The organism is Vibrio sp. RE88 (genome assembly GCF_013113835.1).
GTDB lineage: Bacteria > Pseudomonadota > Gammaproteobacteria > Enterobacterales > Vibrionaceae > Vibrio.
On record NZ_VTYQ01000001.1, the window covers coordinates 679,959 to 699,513 of the forward strand.

The 19,555-nt window shown below is 45.7% G+C and carries 16 protein-coding genes; 10 read left to right on the forward strand and 6 right to left on the reverse strand.

What is annotated here, in order from left to right:
- Positions 1 to 37: 37 nt before the first annotated feature.
- Complete coding sequence (locus tag F0265_RS03190) at positions 38 to 1,333, reverse strand: serine hydroxymethyltransferase (RefSeq protein WP_006961444.1); 1,296 nt, start codon at positions 1,331 to 1,333, stop codon at positions 38 to 40.
- A 381-nt stretch (positions 1,334 to 1,714) separates the two neighbouring features.
- Between F0265_RS03190 and F0265_RS03195 the strand changes: the two genes are divergently transcribed.
- Positions 1,715 to 2,338: an XRE family transcriptional regulator gene (locus F0265_RS03195; RefSeq protein WP_006961443.1), complete on the forward strand. Its 624-nt coding sequence runs from the start codon at positions 1,715 to 1,717 to the stop codon at positions 2,336 to 2,338.
- 258 nt (positions 2,339 to 2,596) lie between these two features.
- A complete protein-coding gene (gene gcvT, locus F0265_RS03200; RefSeq protein ID WP_019275953.1) occupies positions 2,597 to 3,715 on the forward strand; it encodes a glycine cleavage system aminomethyltransferase GcvT in 1,119 nt (372 codons plus the stop codon).
- A 117-nt stretch (positions 3,716 to 3,832) separates the two neighbouring features.
- Here the strand turns inward: gcvT and F0265_RS03205 are convergent, their stop codons facing one another.
- The gene (locus F0265_RS03205) at positions 3,833 to 4,699 is read right to left on the reverse strand and encodes a glycerol kinase (protein WP_171747725.1); all 867 of its coding nucleotides are present in this window, start codon (positions 4,697 to 4,699) and stop codon (positions 3,833 to 3,835) included.
- A gap of 110 nt (positions 4,700 to 4,809) precedes the next feature.
- A complete protein-coding gene (glgX, locus tag F0265_RS03210) occupies positions 4,810 to 6,759 on the reverse strand; it encodes a glycogen debranching protein GlgX (RefSeq protein ID WP_171747726.1) in 1,950 nt (649 codons plus the stop codon).
- Between the two features lie 451 nt (positions 6,760 to 7,210).
- Between glgX and lamB the strand changes: the two genes are divergently transcribed.
- Together lamB and F0265_RS03220 are read left to right on the forward strand one after the other, a co-directional pair.
- Positions 7,211 to 8,434 (forward strand): maltoporin LamB, encoded by a 1,224-nt coding sequence (lamB, locus tag F0265_RS03215; RefSeq protein WP_171747727.1) that lies wholly within the window; start codon positions 7,211 to 7,213, stop codon positions 8,432 to 8,434.
- A 115-nt stretch (positions 8,435 to 8,549) separates the two neighbouring features.
- Positions 8,550 to 9,389: a MalM family protein gene (locus F0265_RS03220; protein ID WP_171747728.1), complete on the forward strand. Its 840-nt coding sequence runs from the start codon at positions 8,550 to 8,552 to the stop codon at positions 9,387 to 9,389.
- A gap of 63 nt (positions 9,390 to 9,452) precedes the next feature.
- Here the strand turns inward: F0265_RS03220 and F0265_RS03225 are convergent, their stop codons facing one another.
- Positions 9,453 to 11,072 carry a methyl-accepting chemotaxis protein gene (locus F0265_RS03225; RefSeq protein ID WP_171747729.1) on the reverse strand — a complete coding sequence of 540 codons (1,620 nt, stop codon included), beginning with the start codon at positions 11,070 to 11,072 and terminating at the stop codon, positions 9,453 to 9,455.
- 373 nt (positions 11,073 to 11,445) lie between these two features.
- On the opposite strand from F0265_RS03225, the gene F0265_RS03230 reads away from it, so the two are divergent.
- From F0265_RS03230 to F0265_RS24655, 3 genes are all read left to right on the forward strand, one after another.
- Complete coding sequence (locus tag F0265_RS03230) at positions 11,446 to 13,356, forward strand: methyl-accepting chemotaxis protein (RefSeq protein WP_065742681.1); 1,911 nt, start codon at positions 11,446 to 11,448, stop codon at positions 13,354 to 13,356.
- 149 nt (positions 13,357 to 13,505) lie between these two features.
- The gene (locus F0265_RS03235; RefSeq protein WP_171747730.1) at positions 13,506 to 14,426 is read left to right on the forward strand and encodes a LysR family transcriptional regulator; all 921 of its coding nucleotides are present in this window, start codon (positions 13,506 to 13,508) and stop codon (positions 14,424 to 14,426) included.
- A 162-nt stretch (positions 14,427 to 14,588) separates the two neighbouring features.
- Positions 14,589 to 14,714: a hypothetical protein gene (locus F0265_RS24655; RefSeq protein WP_301338216.1), complete on the forward strand. Its 126-nt coding sequence runs from the start codon at positions 14,589 to 14,591 to the stop codon at positions 14,712 to 14,714.
- Positions 14,715 to 14,751: 37 nt separating this feature from the next.
- Here the strand turns inward: F0265_RS24655 and F0265_RS03240 are convergent, their stop codons facing one another.
- The gene (locus F0265_RS03240; protein WP_171747731.1) at positions 14,752 to 15,384 is read right to left on the reverse strand and encodes an SDR family NAD(P)-dependent oxidoreductase; all 633 of its coding nucleotides are present in this window, start codon (positions 15,382 to 15,384) and stop codon (positions 14,752 to 14,754) included.
- A gap of 153 nt (positions 15,385 to 15,537) precedes the next feature.
- Here F0265_RS03240 and F0265_RS03245 point away from each other — a divergent pair, with 153 nt between their 5' ends.
- From F0265_RS03245 to F0265_RS03255, 3 genes are read left to right on the forward strand one after another with little or no spacing between them, the layout of a single operon-like run.
- Positions 15,538 to 16,458 carry a DMT family transporter gene (locus F0265_RS03245; protein WP_253809286.1) on the forward strand — a complete coding sequence of 307 codons (921 nt, stop codon included), beginning with the start codon at positions 15,538 to 15,540 and terminating at the stop codon, positions 16,456 to 16,458.
- Positions 16,459 to 16,466: 8 nt separating this feature from the next.
- The gene (locus F0265_RS03250) at positions 16,467 to 16,988 is read left to right on the forward strand and encodes a MerR family DNA-binding transcriptional regulator (protein WP_171747732.1); all 522 of its coding nucleotides are present in this window, start codon (positions 16,467 to 16,469) and stop codon (positions 16,986 to 16,988) included.
- 8 nt (positions 16,989 to 16,996) lie between these two features.
- Entirely contained in the window at positions 16,997 to 17,866 is an 870-nt protein-coding gene (locus F0265_RS03255; RefSeq protein ID WP_171747733.1) for a DUF3626 domain-containing protein, read from the forward strand.
- On the opposite strand, the gene F0265_RS03260 is transcribed toward F0265_RS03255, so the two are convergent.
- Positions 17,858 to 19,450 (reverse strand): bacteriohemerythrin, encoded by a 1,593-nt coding sequence (locus F0265_RS03260; RefSeq protein WP_171747734.1) that lies wholly within the window; start codon positions 19,448 to 19,450, stop codon positions 17,858 to 17,860. The genes F0265_RS03255 and F0265_RS03260 overlap by 9 nt on opposite strands.
- Positions 19,451 to 19,555 lie beyond the last annotated feature (105 nt).

Here is a 19,555-nt window from a genome sequence, read left to right on the forward strand (position 1 = left end):
TGCTTAATCTCCAAAAATATAACTTTGATTAAATTGTTTATTGGTAAAGTGGGTAGCGATTACACAGCGCTTTCACTTCTTTGCGAACGCGTTGTTCTACTTCTGCGTCACCTTCAGGGTTGTTCACCAATCCGTCCAGTACATCGCCAATCCAGTTACCGATGAGTTTGAATTCTTCAGCGCCAAAGCCGCGGCTTGTACCCGCAGGCGTCCCTAAACGGATGCCCGATGTAATCATAGGCTTCTCTGAATCGAATGGGATGCCATTTTTGTTACATGTGATCCCTGCACGCTCCAACGCTTCTTCTGCTTTGTTACCTTTCAAGCCCTTAGGACGAAGGTCAACCAGCATCAGGTGCGTGTCAGTGCCGCCAGTCACAATGTCACAACCGCGAGTTTGCAATACTTCCGCCAGAACTTTTGCGTTATTGATCACTGAATCAATATAAGTATTGAATTCAGGGCCTAAAGCTTCACCGAAAGCGACGGCTTTAGCTGCGATCACGTGCATCAGTGGGCCACCTTGAAGGCCAGGGAATACCGCTGAGTTGATTTTCTTAATGATGTCTTCGTGGTTGGTCAGAATCATACCGCCACGTGGGCCACGCAATGTTTTATGCGTTGTCGTTGTAACAACGTGTGCGTGTGGCAGTGGGCTAGGGTGAGCACCAGTCGCAATCAGACCGGCGATGTGCGCCATATCAACCATTAGAATCGCATCAACTTCATCAGCGATTTCACGGAATTTTGCGAAGTCGATAGTACGAGGAATAGCACTACCACCGGCGATGATCATTTTTGGTTTGTGCTCAAGTGCCAGAGCACGAACATCTTCGTAGTTGATTTCTAGTGATTCACGATCCACACCGTACTGAACAGCGTTGAACCATTTACCAGAAAGAGCAGGGCGCGCACCGTGAGTTAGGTGGCCGCCAGCATCCAGAGACATGCCTAGGATAGTATCGCCAGGTTGAAGCAGAGCAAGTTTAACTGCGCCGTTTGCCTGTGCGCCAGAGTGAGGCTGAACGTTAGCGAAATCGCATTTGAACAGCTGTTTAGCGCGCTCAATCGCGATTGCTTCTACGGTATCAACATGTTCACAACCGCCGTAGTAACGACGACCAGGGTAGCCTTCTGCGTATTTGTTGGTTAGGCAAGTGCCTTGAGCTTGCATCACTGCTTTTGAAACAATGTTTTCTGAAGCAATGAGCTCGATTTGTTCGTTCTGACGAGTGTTTTCCGCTTGGATACCTGCGAAAACCGCGTCGTCTGTAGCAGCAAGATTAGTCGAGAAAAAGTTCTCTAGGCTGTGATTTTGGTAAGTGTTGTTCATGGTAGATGACCTTCCATTCGTGCTAACGAGATTATTAATAGGGTTATCGCTCTCGTTAGTCCTCTTTCTATTTACTGCCCTCAAAAACGAAGACAGGGTGAATTCTATACCCCTAAGCGATGTGTCAAATCTTGGGGAAAAGCCGAATCTCACTGTTAAATCACTTTATCAGTCAGTTCGGAAATAGCATCTCTACAACTAACAAGTTGGTAACATAGCGTTTGTCGAAGGAACAATCAACCAAAAATTTCCTATTGGAAACATGGTTTCTAAAACTGTTACCGAGAGCACGCTTTATTTCCTATTGTTATCTTTCCTCTCTGAATGGGTTCGTGCACAATGAAAATGGAACAGGAAGTGGACGTTTAATAAGAGGGAAGCATGCCCGAAGATATCTATGATGAGTACCCATCTTTGACTCTGGCAAAAGAGGCCGTCGATCAAAACATCGAACCCCTAAAATTGGGTGAGAGAATCAAGGACATTCGCGGTAAGTTAGGGATTACTCTGGAAGAGGCAAGTCAACGCACTGGTCTCGCTCGTTCGACCCTAAGCAAGATAGAGAATGAGCAGATTTCTCCTACGTTTCAGGCGATGCAGAAACTGGCGCTTGGATTACAGATAGATATGCCTCAACTCTTTGAACCACCTAGAAAAAAGGTGGCAACAGGGCGTAGGGATATCACTAAGAATAAGCAAGGTAAACCGCACCCGACACCGACCTACGAACATGAGCTCTTGGCGACTCAGCTTTCCAATAAGAAAATGATGCCTTTTAAAAGCCAAGTTCATGCGCGAAACTTTGAAGAGTACGGTGATTGGGTACGTCATGACGGTGAAGAGTTTTTGCTGATTTTGTCTGGCTCTGTCATGTTCTATTCGGAGTTTTACGAACCGGTAGAATTGAGTGAAGGTGACAGTGTTTACTATGACGCAAACATGGGCCATATGCTGATCTCAACCAGTGAGCAGGATGCCAATATTTTGTGGGTGACCGCTAAATAACACGATTTATAAAGAATTTCGTATAGTGAAAGCAAACGTTTGCCTTTGCGATTTAGATGAGTACAATAGCGCCATCTCGGACAGAATCAGTCTGAGATGGCGCTTTCTTTTTGCCCCTTTGAATGTGAATATGATGTTAAATGTCACACTTTAGACTGTTCCCCTGCTGTTAATGGTGCAAAAATTCTCCACTCGTGTTTATTATTGGAAACAAGGTTTCCTTGAACGGAAAACGAACCTGATTAAATGGAGACAACAATGACTCAAGATCTACTCAAAACACCACTTCATACGCTTCACGTAGAAGCTGGTGCGAAAATGGTTCCTTTCGCAGGCTACGACATGCCAGTCCAATACAAACTGGGTGTAAAGAAAGAGCACTTACATACTCGCGACGCTGCGGGTCTTTTTGATGTGTCTCACATGGGACAACTTCGTTTGCACGGTGAAGGTGCCGCAGCATTTCTTGAGTCGTTAGTTCCAGTTGACATCATTGACCTACCACAGGGCAACCAGCGCTATGCTTTCTTTACTAATGAAGAAGGCGGCATCATGGATGACCTAATGGTGGCAAACCTAGGCGACCACCTATTTGTTGTGGTTAACGCGGCGTGTAAAGAGCAAGACATCAATCACCTTGAAGCTCACCTACCAACGGGTGTTGAGCTAGAGATCATTGATGATCGCGCATTGCTGGCTCTTCAAGGTCCTAAAGCAGTCGATGTGCTTAAGCGCTTCAACCCAGAAGTTGCTGAGATGCTATTTATGGATGTGAAGAAGTTAGACATCCTAGGTGTTGAGTGCATCGTTAGCCGCAGTGGCTACACAGGTGAAGATGGCTACGAAATCTCTGTGCCGAACACGCATGCTGAAGAACTTGCGCAGAAGCTAACAGCGGAAGAAGAAGTGGAGTGGATTGGTCTTGGTGCACGTGATTCACTTCGTCTAGAGTGTGGTCTGTGCCTATACGGACACGATCTTGATACAACGACGACACCTGTAGAAGCAAGCCTTCTGTGGGGTATTCAGAAAATTCGTCGTGCAGACGGCGAGCGCGCTGGTGGCTTCCCAGGTGCGGATATCATCCTTAAGCAGATTGAAACTAAAGACGTATCACGTAAGCGTGTTGGTCTAGTAGGCCAGACGAAAGCGCCAGTACGTGAAGGTGCGGAGCTGTTTGATGCCGATGACAACAAAGTCGGTGTCGTGACCAGTGGTACCGCGGGTCCAAACGCAGGTAAGCCTGTCTCTATGGCTTATGTACGTGCAGATCTTGCAGCAATCGGCACTGAATTGTTTGCAGATGTTCGTGGTAAGAAACTGCCTATGACCATTGAAAAAATGCCATTTGTTCCTCAACGTTACTACCGTGGCTAATCTTTCAAAATAAACAGTATTTGATTGAATTTTAAAATCCGATATTGGGCGACCAATATCGGATTTTTACGTTATGAGGAGGGAGGATTAAGTTGGCTGCCTGAGGTAGGTTTTTGCTCAGTACGCCGAAATGCCAAACTCTCTTAATTTGGCTGGGAGAACATCGTCAAGTTTGTCGATGTCATCAGGCTCGACTTCAATCAAATCAAATTGATGTTGCTCGTATATTCGTTTGATGTCGGCTTTTTCGTTCTCGGGGAATGCTCCGGTATCACGCCCCCAATATTGCAAGTAGACTTTGCCCGTGGGCAGATAGAAATCGCTGAGGACATCTTCTTCAATAGGTAACTGACGGTCATAGGCGTGAACAATGCCATTCATATAGAGCCAGTTATCAATCTTCAACTCTGCTTTTGAGCGTACGTAGTGCCCGTCTAACGTGCGGTGCTTAGCTTCAAATTTTTGCCGAAAGCTCGATATGGACTTATCTGTTGCATGAGCTTCAGCATCTTGACCGGAAAATTCTATGACTGACTGCTTCAGGCGTTTGTTGCGGATGATGGAATCATGCCAGACAGCAAAGTGATTGCCACTTTCTTTGTCTTCTCTCTGGTAGCCACCGACTTTGAGACCATTAGCTGTGACTTCCCATCCAGCGTCCACCTTTTGCAACCAACCCAGCTCCTGAAGGAGTTGGTTGATCTTCTTAGCATTGAGCGAGAAACGCTCGCCAATTTGGGTCGCACTTAAAGACTTACCGCTTGTTGCGGCGGTATCTATCAGGAGGTTTTCTGGCCAGACGATAAACTGACCGAACTTCTGGTGCTGGACATACTCTCCGCCAAACTTTTCCCCGAGCTCCGTCAATACCCACGCATCCTCTGAGCGATTGATATAACCCGCCAGCTTAAGTTCCTGAAACAACTGCTTAGTATCAGTTTGACGCAATTTTGCCAGTGCAGTCGTAGAGATTTTTTCAGCCATGTGTCCTCCTTTGCCAGTGTTACCAGCTTAGGGATATTGTTGGAGAAAAAGGTTATCTAATCAAGTAGATAGTCGCTGTTCTGAAGGTGGCTTATCAGAACAGCGCAAGATTAGGCTTTTGCGTGGAAGATAGCCATTGAACTAGGAGCGATGAGGACTTGCTTGTGATCTATGGTCTGATGCAACTCGTGATTGTCAGTATTGCATACCATGGTCCACTGTTGATGATTCTCGCTTGGCAAACTGAAGCGCGCTGGCGCGTTGGTTTGGTTGATACAGTAGAACAACTCGTCACCTTGTTTGCCGATACCCAACTGAAGGGCAACCGAACTAAGCTGATTCCAATCGTCGTGTTCCATGAATGTGCCGTCAATGCGTCGCCAATGGATGCGGTTGTCGTTTCGATTCTCCCCACTGAATGCCCGAATAAATGGCACCATGTAAGTTTGTCGTGCCTGAACCATATTCGCTAGCCAGGTTTTGAACTCGTCTTTTTCATGAGAAGGCTGCCAATTCAGCCAGCTTAGCTCATTGTCCTGACAATAGGCATTGTTGTTGCCTTTTTGGCTATGAGAGAGTACATCAGCAGTCAGTATATGAGGAATACCAAAAGCAAATAGCAGGCTGGCCATAAAGTTACGCTTCTGCTTTTCACGTTTTTCGATGATGCTTGGGTTTTCAGTGTCACCTTCAACACCATAGTTATCGGAACGATTGTCCCCGTGGCCATCTCTGTTTTGTTCACCATTGGCTTCATTGTGCTTGTGACGGTAAGAAACCAGATCCTGCATCGAGAAGCCATCGTGATAAGTAATGTAGTTAACGGTCAGCTTGTATGGCCAGTTTGCAGCACTGTAAAGGTCACGTGAGCCCATTAGACGCGTCGCAAACTCTTTCAGGTAACCTTGATCGCCTCGCCAGAAGCTTCGAGTAATATCCCGTAGTCGGTCGTTACATTCATTCCAACCAAATGGGAAGTTGCCAACCTGATAACCGTTAGGGCCGATGTCCCATGGCTCAGCGATAAGCTTTACCTCTTTAAGGACAGGGTCCTGAGCGACAGCTTTGAAGAAGCCAGAATTTGGGTTGAAGTCTTCACCTTCTCTCCCCAAAGTTGCCGCAAGATCAAAGCGGAAACCATCGATTTGATACTCCTCAACCCAATACCTTAGAGTATCCATCACTAGGTTGAGAGCTGGCTGGTAGGATAAGTCGAGAGTGTTCCCGCAACCTGTAAAATTCGCAAAATGCTCGCCGTGCTTAAAGTAGTAACGATCATCCAGTGCTTTTAGGTTAAACACTGGGCCTTTTTCATCGCCTTCTGCCGTGTGGTTATACACAACATCGAGGATTACCTCGATCCCGTGTCGGTGAAGTTCACGAATCGCTGTTTTGAGTTCAGTTACTGCATCTTTATCAGCGTAGCGAGGGTCAGGAGCCATAAACACATAAGGGTTGTAGCCCCAGTAGTTGACCTTATCCATCTTGAGTAAGTGAGGCTCGTGCATACAAGCGGCAATGGGCAACAGTTGTAAAGTATTAATCTGCTGCTCTTTGTAGAACTCAAGCATTGCATCGCTAACTAAACCAAGATAGCTCCCCTGATATTGCGTTGGTACGTTGGGGTTTAGCTTTGAGACTCCTTTAACATGAGTTTCAAACAGCACCATTTCTTCGCGTGGTCGATATGGCTTCTCAATGCCTTGCCAATCAAATTCATTTTGAATGACCACACATTTGGATAAATCAAAGCTCTTGGCTGAATTAAAAGGGGTTTCGTAAAAAAGTGGTTTATCCAGCGCTTTTGCGTACGGGTCTGAAATTAGCTGAAGGTTATCTTCGTCACTAATTATAAAACCGTATCTTTGCCCAGCCTTAACCCCGGGAATAAACGTGTGTTTTATCCCTGCATATTCATTGGCGAGTGAAAAGGTTTGATAATTATTGTTTTCATCAAAAAGCGCAAGTTGGAGATCTTTATTCTTAGGTGCGTAAATCGCGAAGTTACAGCCTTCGTGATTCAACGTAGCACCAAGAGGGTAGGGGCGAGAGCAAGGCATCGTTAATATTTGGTATTAGTTTGTAATTTAGTAACTACAAGTAAGTAAATAGCTTTGTCGAAGAGACGTCAAGAACCTTATGTATAAAATAAAAATGTAATTTTATTTCATGTCGGAGATGTTTTTTTGTTTAAAAGGTGAGCTATGTGACATTTTGTGAGGTAGCTATAAAAGAATCTTATACCTCCTCCCCCTTATATTTGTGACATAAGCCTAATGTACGTCGTGCGGTTATTTTTCTCATCCCTTCTCATCCCCCCAAAATAAGTTTTAGGTGGAGGAAGTCATCCTTGAGCCTTATCGGTAATCTTGTCAGCAGTTGAAGCAAATGGGGTTTAGGCAATATAGCTTGGCCCATCTTACCTCTCTTTTTGATGGGTTCTGTTCCTGCCTTTTCAGAGCGAATCAACGAGCGAGTTAAAAGAATAATAAACCCTAAATGGAGTTAAAAATGAAAAAAGTAAGTGTAATTGCTGCCGCAGTGGCTGCGACCTTAGCTGCTGGTTCTGCTTTCGCAGTAGATTTCAATGGTTACTTCCGTGCTGGCACTGGTATCAGTGACAACACTGGTGGTGATGTCTCTGTAAGCAAAAACGGTATTGGTCGTCTAGGTAACGAAAACGACAACTACTACGAGTTTGGCTTTGCGGAAGAGCTAAAAACGGGTGAACAAACTTGGCGCGTTGAATCAATGATTGCACAGGGCAACAATGGTGCGAACGGCTGGGAAGATGGTGACTTTAACGTTGCTCAGTTTGCTGTAAAAGCAAAAGGTCTGATTGCATCAGATAAAGAAGCAACCATGTGGGCGGGTAAAACATACTACCAACGTAAAGATATCCACATCACTGACTTCTACTTCCTAAACACTTCTGGTACTGGTGGTGGTATTGAAAACCTTTCTGTCGGTAATCAGAAGCTATCTGTTGCGATTATTCAAGACGGCGAAGTCACGGCAAACGACGTAAAACAGTCTGCTGGTTACATTCTAGATACGCGTCTTGCAAACATTGGCCTTTGGGAAGATGCATCTCTTGAGCTAGCACTTGCTTACAACTTCTCTACAGAAACAGCTGCTGGTTCTGAGCCTGCAGATGACGGTCTACTAGCGTCTGCAATTATCCACCAAGGTATGTCTAACGGTTTCAACCAGACTGTGCTTCAATTTGGTACAAATGGTTACGGTACTCAAGTTGCTAACTTCGGCTCTGGCGCATACTACAAGCGTGGTAATGATTCGCAAAATGATGCATCTGGTTACCGCTTGATCAACTGGGGTGTAATGAACCTAGGTGAAAACTGGGAAATGGGCCATCAGCTAGCATATTTAGCTGGTAGCGACATCGGTAACGATACCACCTCTTCTAAGTTTGATGTTGACCAATACTCTGTAGTTGTTCGCCCTATGTACAAGTGGAACGACACAATGCGTACTATCTTTGAAGCGGGTGTAAACTCAGGTGAGAAGATCAACTCTGCAGGTACTGCGACTGAAGATTTCGGCAACACTAAACTGACTGTGGCTCAAGGTTGGGCGATGGGTGACAGCTTCTGGGCTCGTCCAGAACTACGTGTATACGGTTCTTACATCACTGATACAGAAAACGACAACGCGTTTGGTACAGGCGAAGATGCTGAATACGTTGTGGGTGTTCAGGTAGAAGCTTGGTGGTAATAGACAAATTACTGTCCTAATTGTCTAAGTCCGATTATGATAGCCGACAATTGTCGGCTATTTTTTTAAGCACTTTTCCCCTGAGTATTTAAAAAAATAAAATAAGGAAAACACTATGTATTTTCGTGCCCTCGTCCTTAGTGGCTGCGTTGCACTAGCAGGCTGCCAATCTCCGGAAGTAATCCAACAAGTTCAAACTGCACAAGCTGAGCAAGTAGACTCAATCTCTGCGTTGCAAGCTGTGACGATGAAGTTGCCAAGTAGCACCATCGTAGAAATTACTCCTCAATCTCAGACGCTAAAATACCAGGACATCAACAGCCCTGTTGCAATGTTTGAGCTACCTGCAGACCGTGGTGAGTACTCAATCACCATCACTAGTATGATTGAGGACACGGCGTTTGTTCCTAGAGCGATAATTGTTGATAAAAATGGTCGTGAGTTAGAAAACTATGGGAGCGAAAAATTTGAATACACTAAGCCTCGCTTAAATCTTGGTAACCGCTTAGTCGCAGAAGTTGATTTCTTCCCTCCAACTCATACTGAATCCGTTTACTTGGTTGTTTACACTGATAAGAGTGAATTAGGCAAAGCGACCATGGTTGCCCACCCTGCGAGATTAGATGCGGAAGGGCGTGGAAACTATCTACCAGAAGTAAAAGACATTGCCATTCCAAATTCTGAGTATGGCAAAGTGGAAGTTTCAATTGATCGCTTAGGCTTCTTCAAGCAGTTGGGCTCTTCAAGCTCAGCAGAGACCAACACCAAACCAGCAATGGCAAAGAGTGTTGAAGTTGTACAGCCTGAAACTCAAAAATACTACCATCAGGTAATTACCGCTGCGGTTGAGTCGAATGACTTAAACAAGGCAATCAGTCTGTTGGAAGAAGCGAAGGCGCTTAATGTTGAAGGTGCGCAGGAAATCTTCGTAAAAGCAGTAAACGCTAAAAAGTAAATACAGCGACACTAAAAAGCCGCTGCCAGACTCATCTGGCAGCGGCTTTTTGATCACGATGGGTTAAACCTTAAAATATTTTAGTTGGTCTGTGAGTTGCTCTGCTGTGTTGGCCATCAGTTGGCTGTCTTCAGCTAATGAATGAGAAGCCTGAAGTACCTCATTGGCGGCTAAATGAATGCCTGACACATTTTCGTTCATTTCTGTTGCCACTGTACTTTGCTGCTCTGATGCAGCAGCAATCTGCGCCACCATATCGTTGGCATTCTGCATCTCTGCCACTATTACATCGAGCTGCTCGCGAGTTTTGTTTGATGCCGAGACACTTTCGTCAACTTTTTCATTGCTGCTCTGCATCGCTGAGAAGGTTCTACCGGCCTGTTCAATGAGCTTTTCAATCGTCAGTTGCACTTCGTTAGTGGAATTTTGTGTTCGACTCGCCAAATTACGCACTTCATCCGCGACCACCGCAAACCCACGGCCTTGTTCACCCGCACGTGCTGCTTCGATAGCGGCATTTAAGGCGAGCAAGTTTGTTTGCTCAGAAACGTCTCTAATCACACCCACCACATTGCTGATTTCGTTGACGCCAGTTTGGAGGTCCGTGACCAAATCATGAGCCGTAGAAATATTGCGAGATACCTCCGCAATCGTGTTTGATGTGGTTTGCATAGTTTGATCATTGCGATGAGCGTGTTCGACCACTTTGTTAGTGCTTACTGCGGTGTTCTCTGCGTTGGTTGCCACATCTGAAATTGTCGCGCTCATTTCAGTCATAGCTGTCGACAAAAGTTCTAATTGGGCATGTTGAGAGTTGACACTGGTTGCAGCTTCTTCACTGGCTTGAGCAATATTGCAGGCCATTGCACTGGATTGCTCCGCAGACTGATGGGCAGTTCGCAACGTTCCCTGTAGTTTGGTCAGCATCTTATCGATTTGCTGGCTCATTTCGCCCAGCTCATCCTTCCTCGACATATTCATACGTACACGAAGATCACCATCCGCGATCTTATGAGTGTTATCGATCAATCGGTGCAATGGAGTGATGATGTTGTTTGAAATCGTATAACCCATAGCGAGTAAGATGGCTGACAGGATAGAGGCGACAAACGCTTCTTTTAGAGCGAGCGCATAAAACGCCTCTTGAATGTCAGCGACTAACAAACCTGAACCGATGATCCAGCCCCATTCAGGGAAAAGTTGAACGTAGGAAATCTTATCTTTCAGCTCGCCTTGCGGGCTTTTCCACTGATAGTCAAGGAACCCTTTCTGCGCACTGGTTTGAGAAATAGCCGCCATTTCTCGCCAGTGAAAATTGCCAGCTCCGTCTTTAAAATTCTCGGCATTTTGCCCATTGAGTGCAGGTTTGATTGGATGCATGACGACCTGCATCTTCTGATTGAGAATCCAAAAGTAGTTGGACTCGTCATAACGCAGAGCTTTAATAGCGTCCAACGCTTGCTGCTTCGCTACTTCTTCCCCAAGTACTTGCCTCTGATCGTAATAGTGCTGGACCAGACTCACGGTCGCTTCCACTTGAGCACTGAGTTTGTCTTCTCGTTCGCTCATGGAGCTTTTCCGTTGCTGGATCAAATTATAGGTACAAGCCATAGCAATAAAAATTATTGCCAGAGCAACTATGGTCGCCAGTTTATATTTGACGTTGAGATCGCTGAGTTTCATCGTTAAGCCATTCTTATAGTTTGTGTTTTGATTTTGAAGGTGAGTAGAAAGGCTATTCAAAGTTCTAATGTTGAAAATTGATTTCTATCATGAATGTTTTGTATTCATGTTGTTACATATTCATATGTTGCGCTGGCTCAAAAGTGAGACTCTTGATATTTGTCTGGTTTGATGCATGGGTTCACAGATTTAGATATATAGCTATCGTGAATGCATTTAAGCTGTTTCAATTAGTTATCAAATTTGGTGTTTGGTCATATTCCTACCACACTCTATTAATAAACTTATCTATTAGGGCGTGCATATCTCCTAATGGAACGGTGTATGGAAAATTTATGATGAATGAAATTAATATGCTTAGGGACGAAAAGAGATGAGAAATCTGGGTTTTAAAAAGTTATTGCTCATGTCCATTATTGCACTGGTGGTTGTATCAGTGTCTGTTTCAAGTTACGTAGCTTATGTGAAGCAGGAAGAGACACTTGTGGAGTTAATTACTGCTTCAAACCAGAGCTATGTGAAAGGGCAAGCACAGAAGATTGCTGACCAGCTTGGAGAGAAGGTTGGTGGTTTAGAGAAATTGGGTAAGCAATTTGAGAACAAAGAGATCACAGGTACGTCTGATGATTTCATCGAGCTCACTCATATCATCGCTAATGCAAGCAATCTAAATAGCTCCGTGGTTGCATTTACCAATGGGGATGCGTACTGGAACCAAGAAGCCGCTACTTGGCCCAACCACAAATTTGAAGGTGATGTCACTACCCGAGGTTGGTATCAGGCTGGGCGACAAAGCCCAACGGCATCGATTACTGAACCTTATCAAGGTAGCGGAGGCGGTGAGTACTGGGTATCTATTGTACGTAAAACCTTAAGTGGCATGATATCCGTCGACATGCAGCTTGGATTTCTAAACGAGATTGCCAAGAGTGCAAACAATATTCCAGGCGCTGTCGCTGTTATCTTGAATAGCGATACTACGATTTTGGCTTCTTCAATGGATAATGTTGAGGCGGGCAATAAAACCGACAAGTATCCTTGGCTCAACACGGTAGCCAACAAAGCCATTGGTCAAACTGATGTCGTTTATGATGGTCATCAGGATGATATAGAGAAACTGTTCTTCTCCCATGAAATCAATATTGCGGGTAAGAAGTGGTACTTTGTCGTCGGTCTGGACAAAGACATTGCTTTTGCCGACCTCGCTTCCGCTAAGCAAGCTGCTATTCTGACTGCAGTGATTGCCACCATCATCAGTATTGTTGTCGCGCTGTTTGTCATGCAAATCCTCTACCGACCGATTCTGGTACTTAAAGAAACCATTGCTGGTTTGAGTGAAGGTAATGGCGATTTAACCCAGCGTATTACGGTCACCACCAATGACGATTTAGGTCAGATTTCTGAAGGCGTGAACAAGTTCATTGCCAGCTTGCAGTCGATGATGCTGGAAATCAGTGAAGCAACCAATCAACTTAATGGTAACGTTGACCGTATGCGGGATCAGAGTCAGCGCAACTCGTCGATTCTTCAAAGCCATGTTCAGGAAACGGAACAAGTGGTAACGGCGATTGAAGAAATGAACTCAACCGCAGAAGCGATGGCGACAGATGCGGCGAATACCGCTCAGCTTACTCACAAAGCGAATGAGGCGGGCTCAGCGTCAAAAGTGACAGTGACACAGGCACAAAGTAATGTTCAGGACTTGGTGGATGACGTCAGTGTTGCATCTGAAAACGTGAACAAGATGGCAGCAGAAACCGATGGCATTAATACCATTTTGGGTGTGATTGGTGATATCGCTGAGCAGACCAACTTATTGGCATTGAATGCGGCGATTGAGGCGGCTCGTGCAGGTGAGCAAGGTCGTGGTTTTGCGGTGGTTGCAGATGAAGTACGTAAACTGGCGAGTCGCACTAAAGACAGCACGGAAGAGATTGAGTCGGCGCTGGCAAGTCTGCTACGAGGCAGTCAGTCGGTGGTAGATTCAATGGACTCGACCAAAGACAAATGTGGCCAAACAGCGGAAGGTGCAGGTGAAGTTGCTGAAAGTCTCGACGTGATGACAGACTTCGTCACGGAGATTAATGACCTAAGCACGCAAATCGCCACAGCAGCGGAAGAGCAGAGCAGTGTGACCCAAGAGTTGAGCCGCAATATGAGCGCAATTAACGATATTGTTGGTGAACTGGACAGCAATGGCCAGCAAGCGCTGGAAGATGCGCACAGCATTGCTGACATTAATGCGCACTTATCGAATATTGTGAATCGATTTAAGCTTTCTTAAACGATGCTGATAAATCAAGAGCCTTGCGAATCGCGAGGCTCTTTTGTTTGGTGGCCAACTTAAAATCTTTACCTGACACTGGCTTCAATGTACTTCATGGATGTTAGTGTTGTTGCGTGTACTCATCAGAAACGAAAACTAGGCGTAGAATGGATAAAGACCTCAATTTACTCAAACTTCTTGTTGTACTGCATGAGCAAAAACAAACGACGTTAGCCGCGCAGAAAATGCGACTAAGCCAGCCGACAGTAAGCTCGATGCTAAAAAAGCTTCGTGAGCAGTTTGATGATCAACTCTTTATCCGCAACAGAAACCAACTAGAACCTACCCCAAAATGTGAGCAAATTGTCGCTCAACTTCCGGATATCTTTTCTCAAATTGAGGATCTGTATTCTGAGCACACCGAGTGGGATATCGCCGATGAATCTGGTGAAATTAAAGTGTATTTTCCTGCCCACCTCATCAATTTAATCGCACCTCCGCTGATCTTACGCGTTCACCAATGCGCCCCTCAGCTAACTATTGAATGTGGATTGTGGACGTCTGACACTTTGACTAAGTTGGAACAAGATAAATTCAGTTGGGGGATCAGCCATCACACCAAAGAGACAAACAAAACGCTGTGGCAACAACGTTTAGTCGACGATCAGTTCATCTTTTTAATGCGAGAGTTTCACCCATTGAGAACCAGTAAGCTGGAAGAGGTGCTGCAGTATCCACTTTGTGTTTCAATACCAATTATTACCGAGCAAACCAATACGGAAGTTATCCTCAAAAAATACAAGTTGAACAAAAGAGTCAGCGCAAGAGTGACCGACGTTGGTGTGATGCTGAAACTGCTGGAGGATTCCGATTTTCTTGGTATCGCTTCTGGGCTGACCAAGTATGCGCTACCTGAAGGCATACGCTGGGAGCCTTTGCCATCCGAGCAGCGAGAATACAATTTGCCTAAGCCCTTATCCTTCTTCACCAGTTCAACGAATCAGCATCGGCCTATGACTCAGTGGCTGTATGAAGAAATAGCCGCGATCATCGCGTCATCTCAAAGCCCAAATAAAAATAAAAAATAGTCACTATTTACCTTTTTTATTTAGCTTGTTGATAGCATTCTCACCGTTCTGTTCCATACGAGGTTCAGAAGTGTAAGTCATCGCAGGAGTGATGATAATTCGAAGTGAGGTTGCATTATCTAGGAGAAAAATGGCGGTCTCAATCCATTATTGGAGCAGACTATGGCAGAGTTTTTCTGGGGATTTGGCGGTGGCTGTGTTGTCATGTATTTCTTATTCGTTAAAGGGATGATTCAGGAGTTAAACCGCCTGACCCGACTTGCGTACCGCCTACCACCTAAAAAATAAACAGAGCCTGTTTTCGGCAGGCTCGTTACATCTAGAACTAGTAGGTTAACGTTGGATCAACGCACTGGAAAATCTGTCCGGTGCTACTGGCATCGTTTAGCAACTGTTCGGCTAGTCGAGCCACTTCTTCTCGGTAGATAAGGCCATGAACCTCACATGCCTGAGATAGCTCCCCTTTGCCTGTCTGTTCACCGTCTTTTAAGCCACCCGGTCGTAAGATGGTGTAATCCAGCTGGCTGGAGGCTAGCCAAGCCTCTGCGAGTGACTTTTCTCGCACAGCAGCCCCGAAACCTTGTTTTGAACGCTCGGACAAGTATTGCCACGAATCACCACACCCAAGTGAAGTCACTAACAGGAATCGACGCAGCCCGTGTGCTTCCATAGCATTGATCAAGTGACGATGGCCAATGTAATCAACAGGCACATCTGCGCGAAAACTGCCCATAGAAGAGACAGACAGGGCACCCTGAGGCAATTGGCATACGACACTGTCGACTTGTTCCTGAACGGTGGCATCACAACGATATGTCTTGATACCCAGCTGAGCAAGGCGAGGGTTTTTCTCAGGATTGCGGGCGATGCCAATCACTTGGTAATCTTGAGAGTGAAAATGTTCTGCCATCGCTGCACCCAGCCCACTTGCGGCGCCCCAAATAACGATCGTTTGCATCTGTATCTTACCTGATAATGAAAATTAATCGCATTATACAGTTTTCCGTACCTTAGACGATAGATGAGTTCAAAAATAGAAGTAAAGTCACCATTGACCCGTCTATAGGTGAAGGCTTTAACCTTCCGTTTTGCCCACTGAATGGAGGTTACTATGTTGTCCAGTCTTACCTATTCCTCAGGTCGGTTGCAGTCACTGCGAAACCGATTCTCATTGTTACCTAATACTTGGAAAGGAGTCCTGCTCGCGCTGATCTCGACGGCGACTTTCACGGTTGTGGGGGTAATTGTCCGGGTTCTGAGCGACTCTATGGAGGTATTTCAGATCCTGTTGTTTCGCCAATTGGTGTTCGTCGCACTGCTCACCCCCGCAATCTGTAGCAATATTCAGGTATTGCTAAAGCCCAAAAGACTCAAATTACATACATTCCGCATTCTTGGCGCATTCACCGCTTTGTATCTTGGGTTTGTTACCGTAAGCAATATTCCGCTGGCAGACGCGACAGCATTAGGCTTTACCCAAGTGTTGTTTGTTGCTTGTATTTCAAGGTTATTCTTGGCTGAGAGTATTTCGGTATCACGCCTGTTTACTATTATCGTTGGGTTTATCGGCGTGATGCTGGTGGTGCAGCCGAGTTTTGAACAAGGATCATTACTCTATGTCGGGCTAGGTTTGGTCGGCGCGTTAGGGGCAGCTGTTGCGGTGGTGTGTGTTCGTAAGGTGGCTCAAGTCGAACCCAAGATCACTTTGCTGGCCTATCAGGCGATTTTTGTCGGTTTGATGACATTGATCCCCAGCTTACTTAACTGGCAATGGCCTTCGGCTTCTGAGTTTGGGTTACTTATTTGTGTCGGTGTGTTGTCATCCTTTGCACAATGGATCGGGATTACCGCCTACAAATATGGTGAGGCGAATGTGATTGCCAATGTGGAATACGCAAAAATCCTATACTCACTGCTGTTTGGCTACTGGTTGTTTTCTGAAATGCCGAACTGGATGGCGATGCTTGGTGCCATGATCATCATAGCCAGCGCTATCTTGCCTATGCTATATAAAAACAAAACGATTTCATAAGGTTGCTTATGTTGACTGTCACTCAATTAGCCAAAGCGTGTAATGTTTCCAGAACCACAGTGCTGTACTACGAACGTGTTGGCTTGCTGACACCTGCCACTCGCTCAGACAATGGCTACCGTTGGTATGGGGAGAAAGAGCGTCGGCGTTTAGAAAGCATCATGTCTTACCGATCATTTGGTTTGCCGGTTCAGGAAATTGAGCCTTTGTTGGACCGCAGTGATGAGCATAAACAAGAGCAGACGTTGCGCGATCAGTTTACTGCTTTGGAACGCGAGATCCAGACACTGCGCCAGCAACAAAAAGCGATTTTGGCTCTCTTAGAGCAGCCGATTTTGTTTGACCAGAATTTGCTCACCAAAGAGCGCTGGGTCAATGTGCTTAGAAGATCTGGCATGACGGAAGAAGATATGGCTAACTGGCATAAACAATTTGAACGAATGGAGCCTGATGCTCATCAAGAGTTCCTTGAATCGTTACAGATTGATGCAGATGAGATTGCAGAAATACGTGCCACGGCACGCGCCTAGGAGGAAGATTGGACAAGAAATTCGAACCATGTTCAGAAGAGGATTTGATTAATCGGGCCATCGAGGTTATTCGCGCTAAGTCATCAACTGTGAATACATTGTGTTCATTTCCCGTCACAATTAACTTTCAACCTGATCGAATGACCAAAGAGGGGAAGCCTATATTGTCCGCGATGGCGGAAGATGGCGTGCTCAAGTCTCAGTTTCAAACAGGCACCAGTAATGGTGGTTTGACCGCATTCCATGGTGGTGACCGCTGGAAATGGGAGCAGCGTGTTTTCGAAGGTGTGTATGATCAGAGCTGCGATCATCTGCGCCCTAAATATGGCGCACTTCATTTTATCGAAAGCGTCGCTGGTGGTGCTCCCCGTTTTGGTTCTTCGTACTTCAGGCTGAAACCCCATGTTTTGGAACGCACCACTTTTTGTTATCCGGACAGTTTCTATGAGCCTGAAGACTTTGCCACGGCGGAACAGGTTTCAGCGCTGATTGCATTGGCAGAGGGTGATATTCCTGACGAGTTAGATCGTTATGTTGAAGCGCATATCCATGGTGAAATCCGCATTGACAGAGACGTTGATGCCCTCGTGCTCGACCCAATTTACCAAGGGACAAGCATAGAAAAGCTGGCGAAAGAGTTATCTTGTAAAATCGAGTGGCATGAAGGCTATCGAGCCGAGGTGGATGTTTTCGCTGATTTTCCGGAGTACCGAGGCGAGGAATTTATTACGTTGGCTAGGCAGATTGCCGTAGACAACATGATCACGCCCGATGTGCTGTCTCAGGCTATCTATCAGCAAGGGTTTGACGAGCAAAATGTGAAAAAGGTGTGGCACTATCTTGCTCGTTTTGGCTATGGCGAAAACGGCTCAGTTTAAGCCGTTCTGCTTGAAGACATCGGTGTAAGCTTTATCTTCGCGCATAATGTGCTGGCTTAACCAGTTTTTGAGAAAGCTCATCAGCTCCTCACCTATGTCTTCTCCACGTTCAACCCGTTTTTGAAACGCTAACACTTCGTCGACCAGTTGAGCATGTTTATCAATGTGAACCTGTGTCTGCTCATAGCCAATCTGAGCAAACAGAGTTTCTTCATATTTAAAATGGTTAGCCGTGTAATCGATCAAACCTTGTACCACGCGTTTGATTGAAGAGAGACCATAGTTGTGTTTGAGTAAGTAGTACAATTCATTAATCAAATGCAGCAAAGTTTGATGTTGGCGGTTAATTTCATCCAGCCCGATATCAAGCTGCTCATTCCACTCCATCAGCTTATCGCGTTTTGATTCTTCCTGCTGAATCTGAGCCTGATTGGTTTCGAATCGGTGCAGCAGTGAATCAATTTCTCCTGACAAGTTTCGTACTGTGATACTGGCTCGTAATGTTTCACGCGTTGACTGGACGTTGTTGTCAGATTCCTGTGTGATTTGCTGCAAACAGTTGTCGAGGTCACGCGTTTGACTCAATTGCGTTTCTGAAGAACGGGCTATCTGCTGGCCATAAGAGCGGACTTCTTCAATTTGCAGGTTTAGCGCCTTAAATGACTGTTCAGCGGTAGACGCTAACGCTAACGATTTGTCCATGCTGGTTTTGTTTTCCTTCATGGTTTCCAGCACGTCATCGGTTTTGGCTTGCAGGTTGTTGATCTTATCTCGGATCTCTTCCGTTGCTTCCTGTGTTCGCATGGCCAGAGTACGGACTTCATCAGCAACGACAGCAAAACCGCGTCCTTGCTCACCAGCACGTGCACTTTCAATCGCTGCGTTTAATGCCAGTAAGTTGGTCTGGTCTGCGATACTGCTGATGGTTTCCATCACTTGGCTGATTTGGGTGGTTTCTTCCATCAGCGACTGGAAGTGTTCATTGGAGTTATCAATATGTTGGTTAGCACTGTTGAGTGCCTCTTCTAACGCCACCATATCGCGTGAACCTTGGTCTGCTTTACGCTTAGCTTCATTGGCCAAATTCGCGGTAGATTCGCAATGTTCAGAGACTTGCTGAGTGATATCAGATAGCTGATTGATGATGGTCTTAGCGCTGTCGACATCTTGTTTCTGACCAATGGCACCGGCTTGCGATATCTCGGAATCTTTCTGCACGGTATCTGCAACGTCAAGCAGCCTTGCCGTTGATTTACCAAGGGCATGAACGGTGCGCGAGATATCTTCCCCGATGCGATTGACTGTCCGAGATAAGGATCGTGCTTCGGGATCTTGTAGTGGAATGCGGACGGTCAAATCACCTTCTGAGAGTTGCCTAGCCGCATTTCGTACCCGATTGAGCATCTCGCTCAAAGCATAAAACATGGCCAACATCAGGCAATGATACAGCACGAGTATGAGTAACCCGAACCACGCCTGTGCGAGAATCAGGTAGAGGGCAGCTGGCAATGCCAGAAGGGAGAAAACGATTATCCACTGAATGGGATTAAACTGGCTGAATTTTTCGGCAAGACTGTCAAACATGCACCAACTCCTTGGTGGTATATTCACTGTTCTACCTAATAAATTTAGGCCAAAGATCCAGATATCCCTACCTAGTAGGTGCGTATTCCTTTATTTTCTGTCGAT

Excerpts from the sequence above, each read along its gene's own strand:
- F0265_RS03190 (WP_006961444.1), bottom strand. The coding sequence starts at position 1,333 with ATGAACAACACTTACCAAAATCACAGCCTAGAGAACTTTTTCTCGACT.
- F0265_RS03195 (WP_006961443.1), top strand. The coding sequence starts at position 1,715 with ATGCCCGAAGATATCTATGATGAGTACCCATCTTTGACTCTGGCAAAA.
- gcvT (WP_019275953.1), top strand. The coding sequence starts at position 2,597 with ATGACTCAAGATCTACTCAAAACACCACTTCATACGCTTCACGTAGAA.
- F0265_RS03205 (WP_171747725.1), bottom strand. The coding sequence starts at position 4,699 with ATGGCTGAAAAAATCTCTACGACTGCACTGGCAAAATTGCGTCAAACT.
- glgX (WP_171747726.1), bottom strand. The coding sequence starts at position 6,759 with ATGCCTTGCTCTCGCCCCTACCCTCTTGGTGCTACGTTGAATCACGAA.
- lamB (WP_171747727.1), top strand. The coding sequence starts at position 7,211 with ATGAAAAAAGTAAGTGTAATTGCTGCCGCAGTGGCTGCGACCTTAGCT.
- F0265_RS03220 (WP_171747728.1), top strand. The coding sequence starts at position 8,550 with ATGTATTTTCGTGCCCTCGTCCTTAGTGGCTGCGTTGCACTAGCAGGC.
- F0265_RS03225 (WP_171747729.1), bottom strand. The coding sequence starts at position 11,072 with ATGAAACTCAGCGATCTCAACGTCAAATATAAACTGGCGACCATAGTT.
- F0265_RS03230 (WP_065742681.1), top strand. The coding sequence starts at position 11,446 with ATGAGAAATCTGGGTTTTAAAAAGTTATTGCTCATGTCCATTATTGCA.
- F0265_RS03235 (WP_171747730.1), top strand. The coding sequence starts at position 13,506 with ATGGATAAAGACCTCAATTTACTCAAACTTCTTGTTGTACTGCATGAG.
- F0265_RS24655 (WP_301338216.1), top strand. The coding sequence starts at position 14,589 with ATGGCAGAGTTTTTCTGGGGATTTGGCGGTGGCTGTGTTGTCATGTAT.
- F0265_RS03240 (WP_171747731.1), bottom strand. The coding sequence starts at position 15,384 with ATGCAAACGATCGTTATTTGGGGCGCCGCAAGTGGGCTGGGTGCAGCG.
- F0265_RS03245 (WP_253809286.1), top strand. The coding sequence starts at position 15,538 with ATGTTGTCCAGTCTTACCTATTCCTCAGGTCGGTTGCAGTCACTGCGA.
- F0265_RS03250 (WP_171747732.1), top strand. The coding sequence starts at position 16,467 with ATGTTGACTGTCACTCAATTAGCCAAAGCGTGTAATGTTTCCAGAACC.
- F0265_RS03260 (WP_171747734.1), bottom strand. The coding sequence starts at position 19,450 with ATGTTTGACAGTCTTGCCGAAAAATTCAGCCAGTTTAATCCCATTCAG.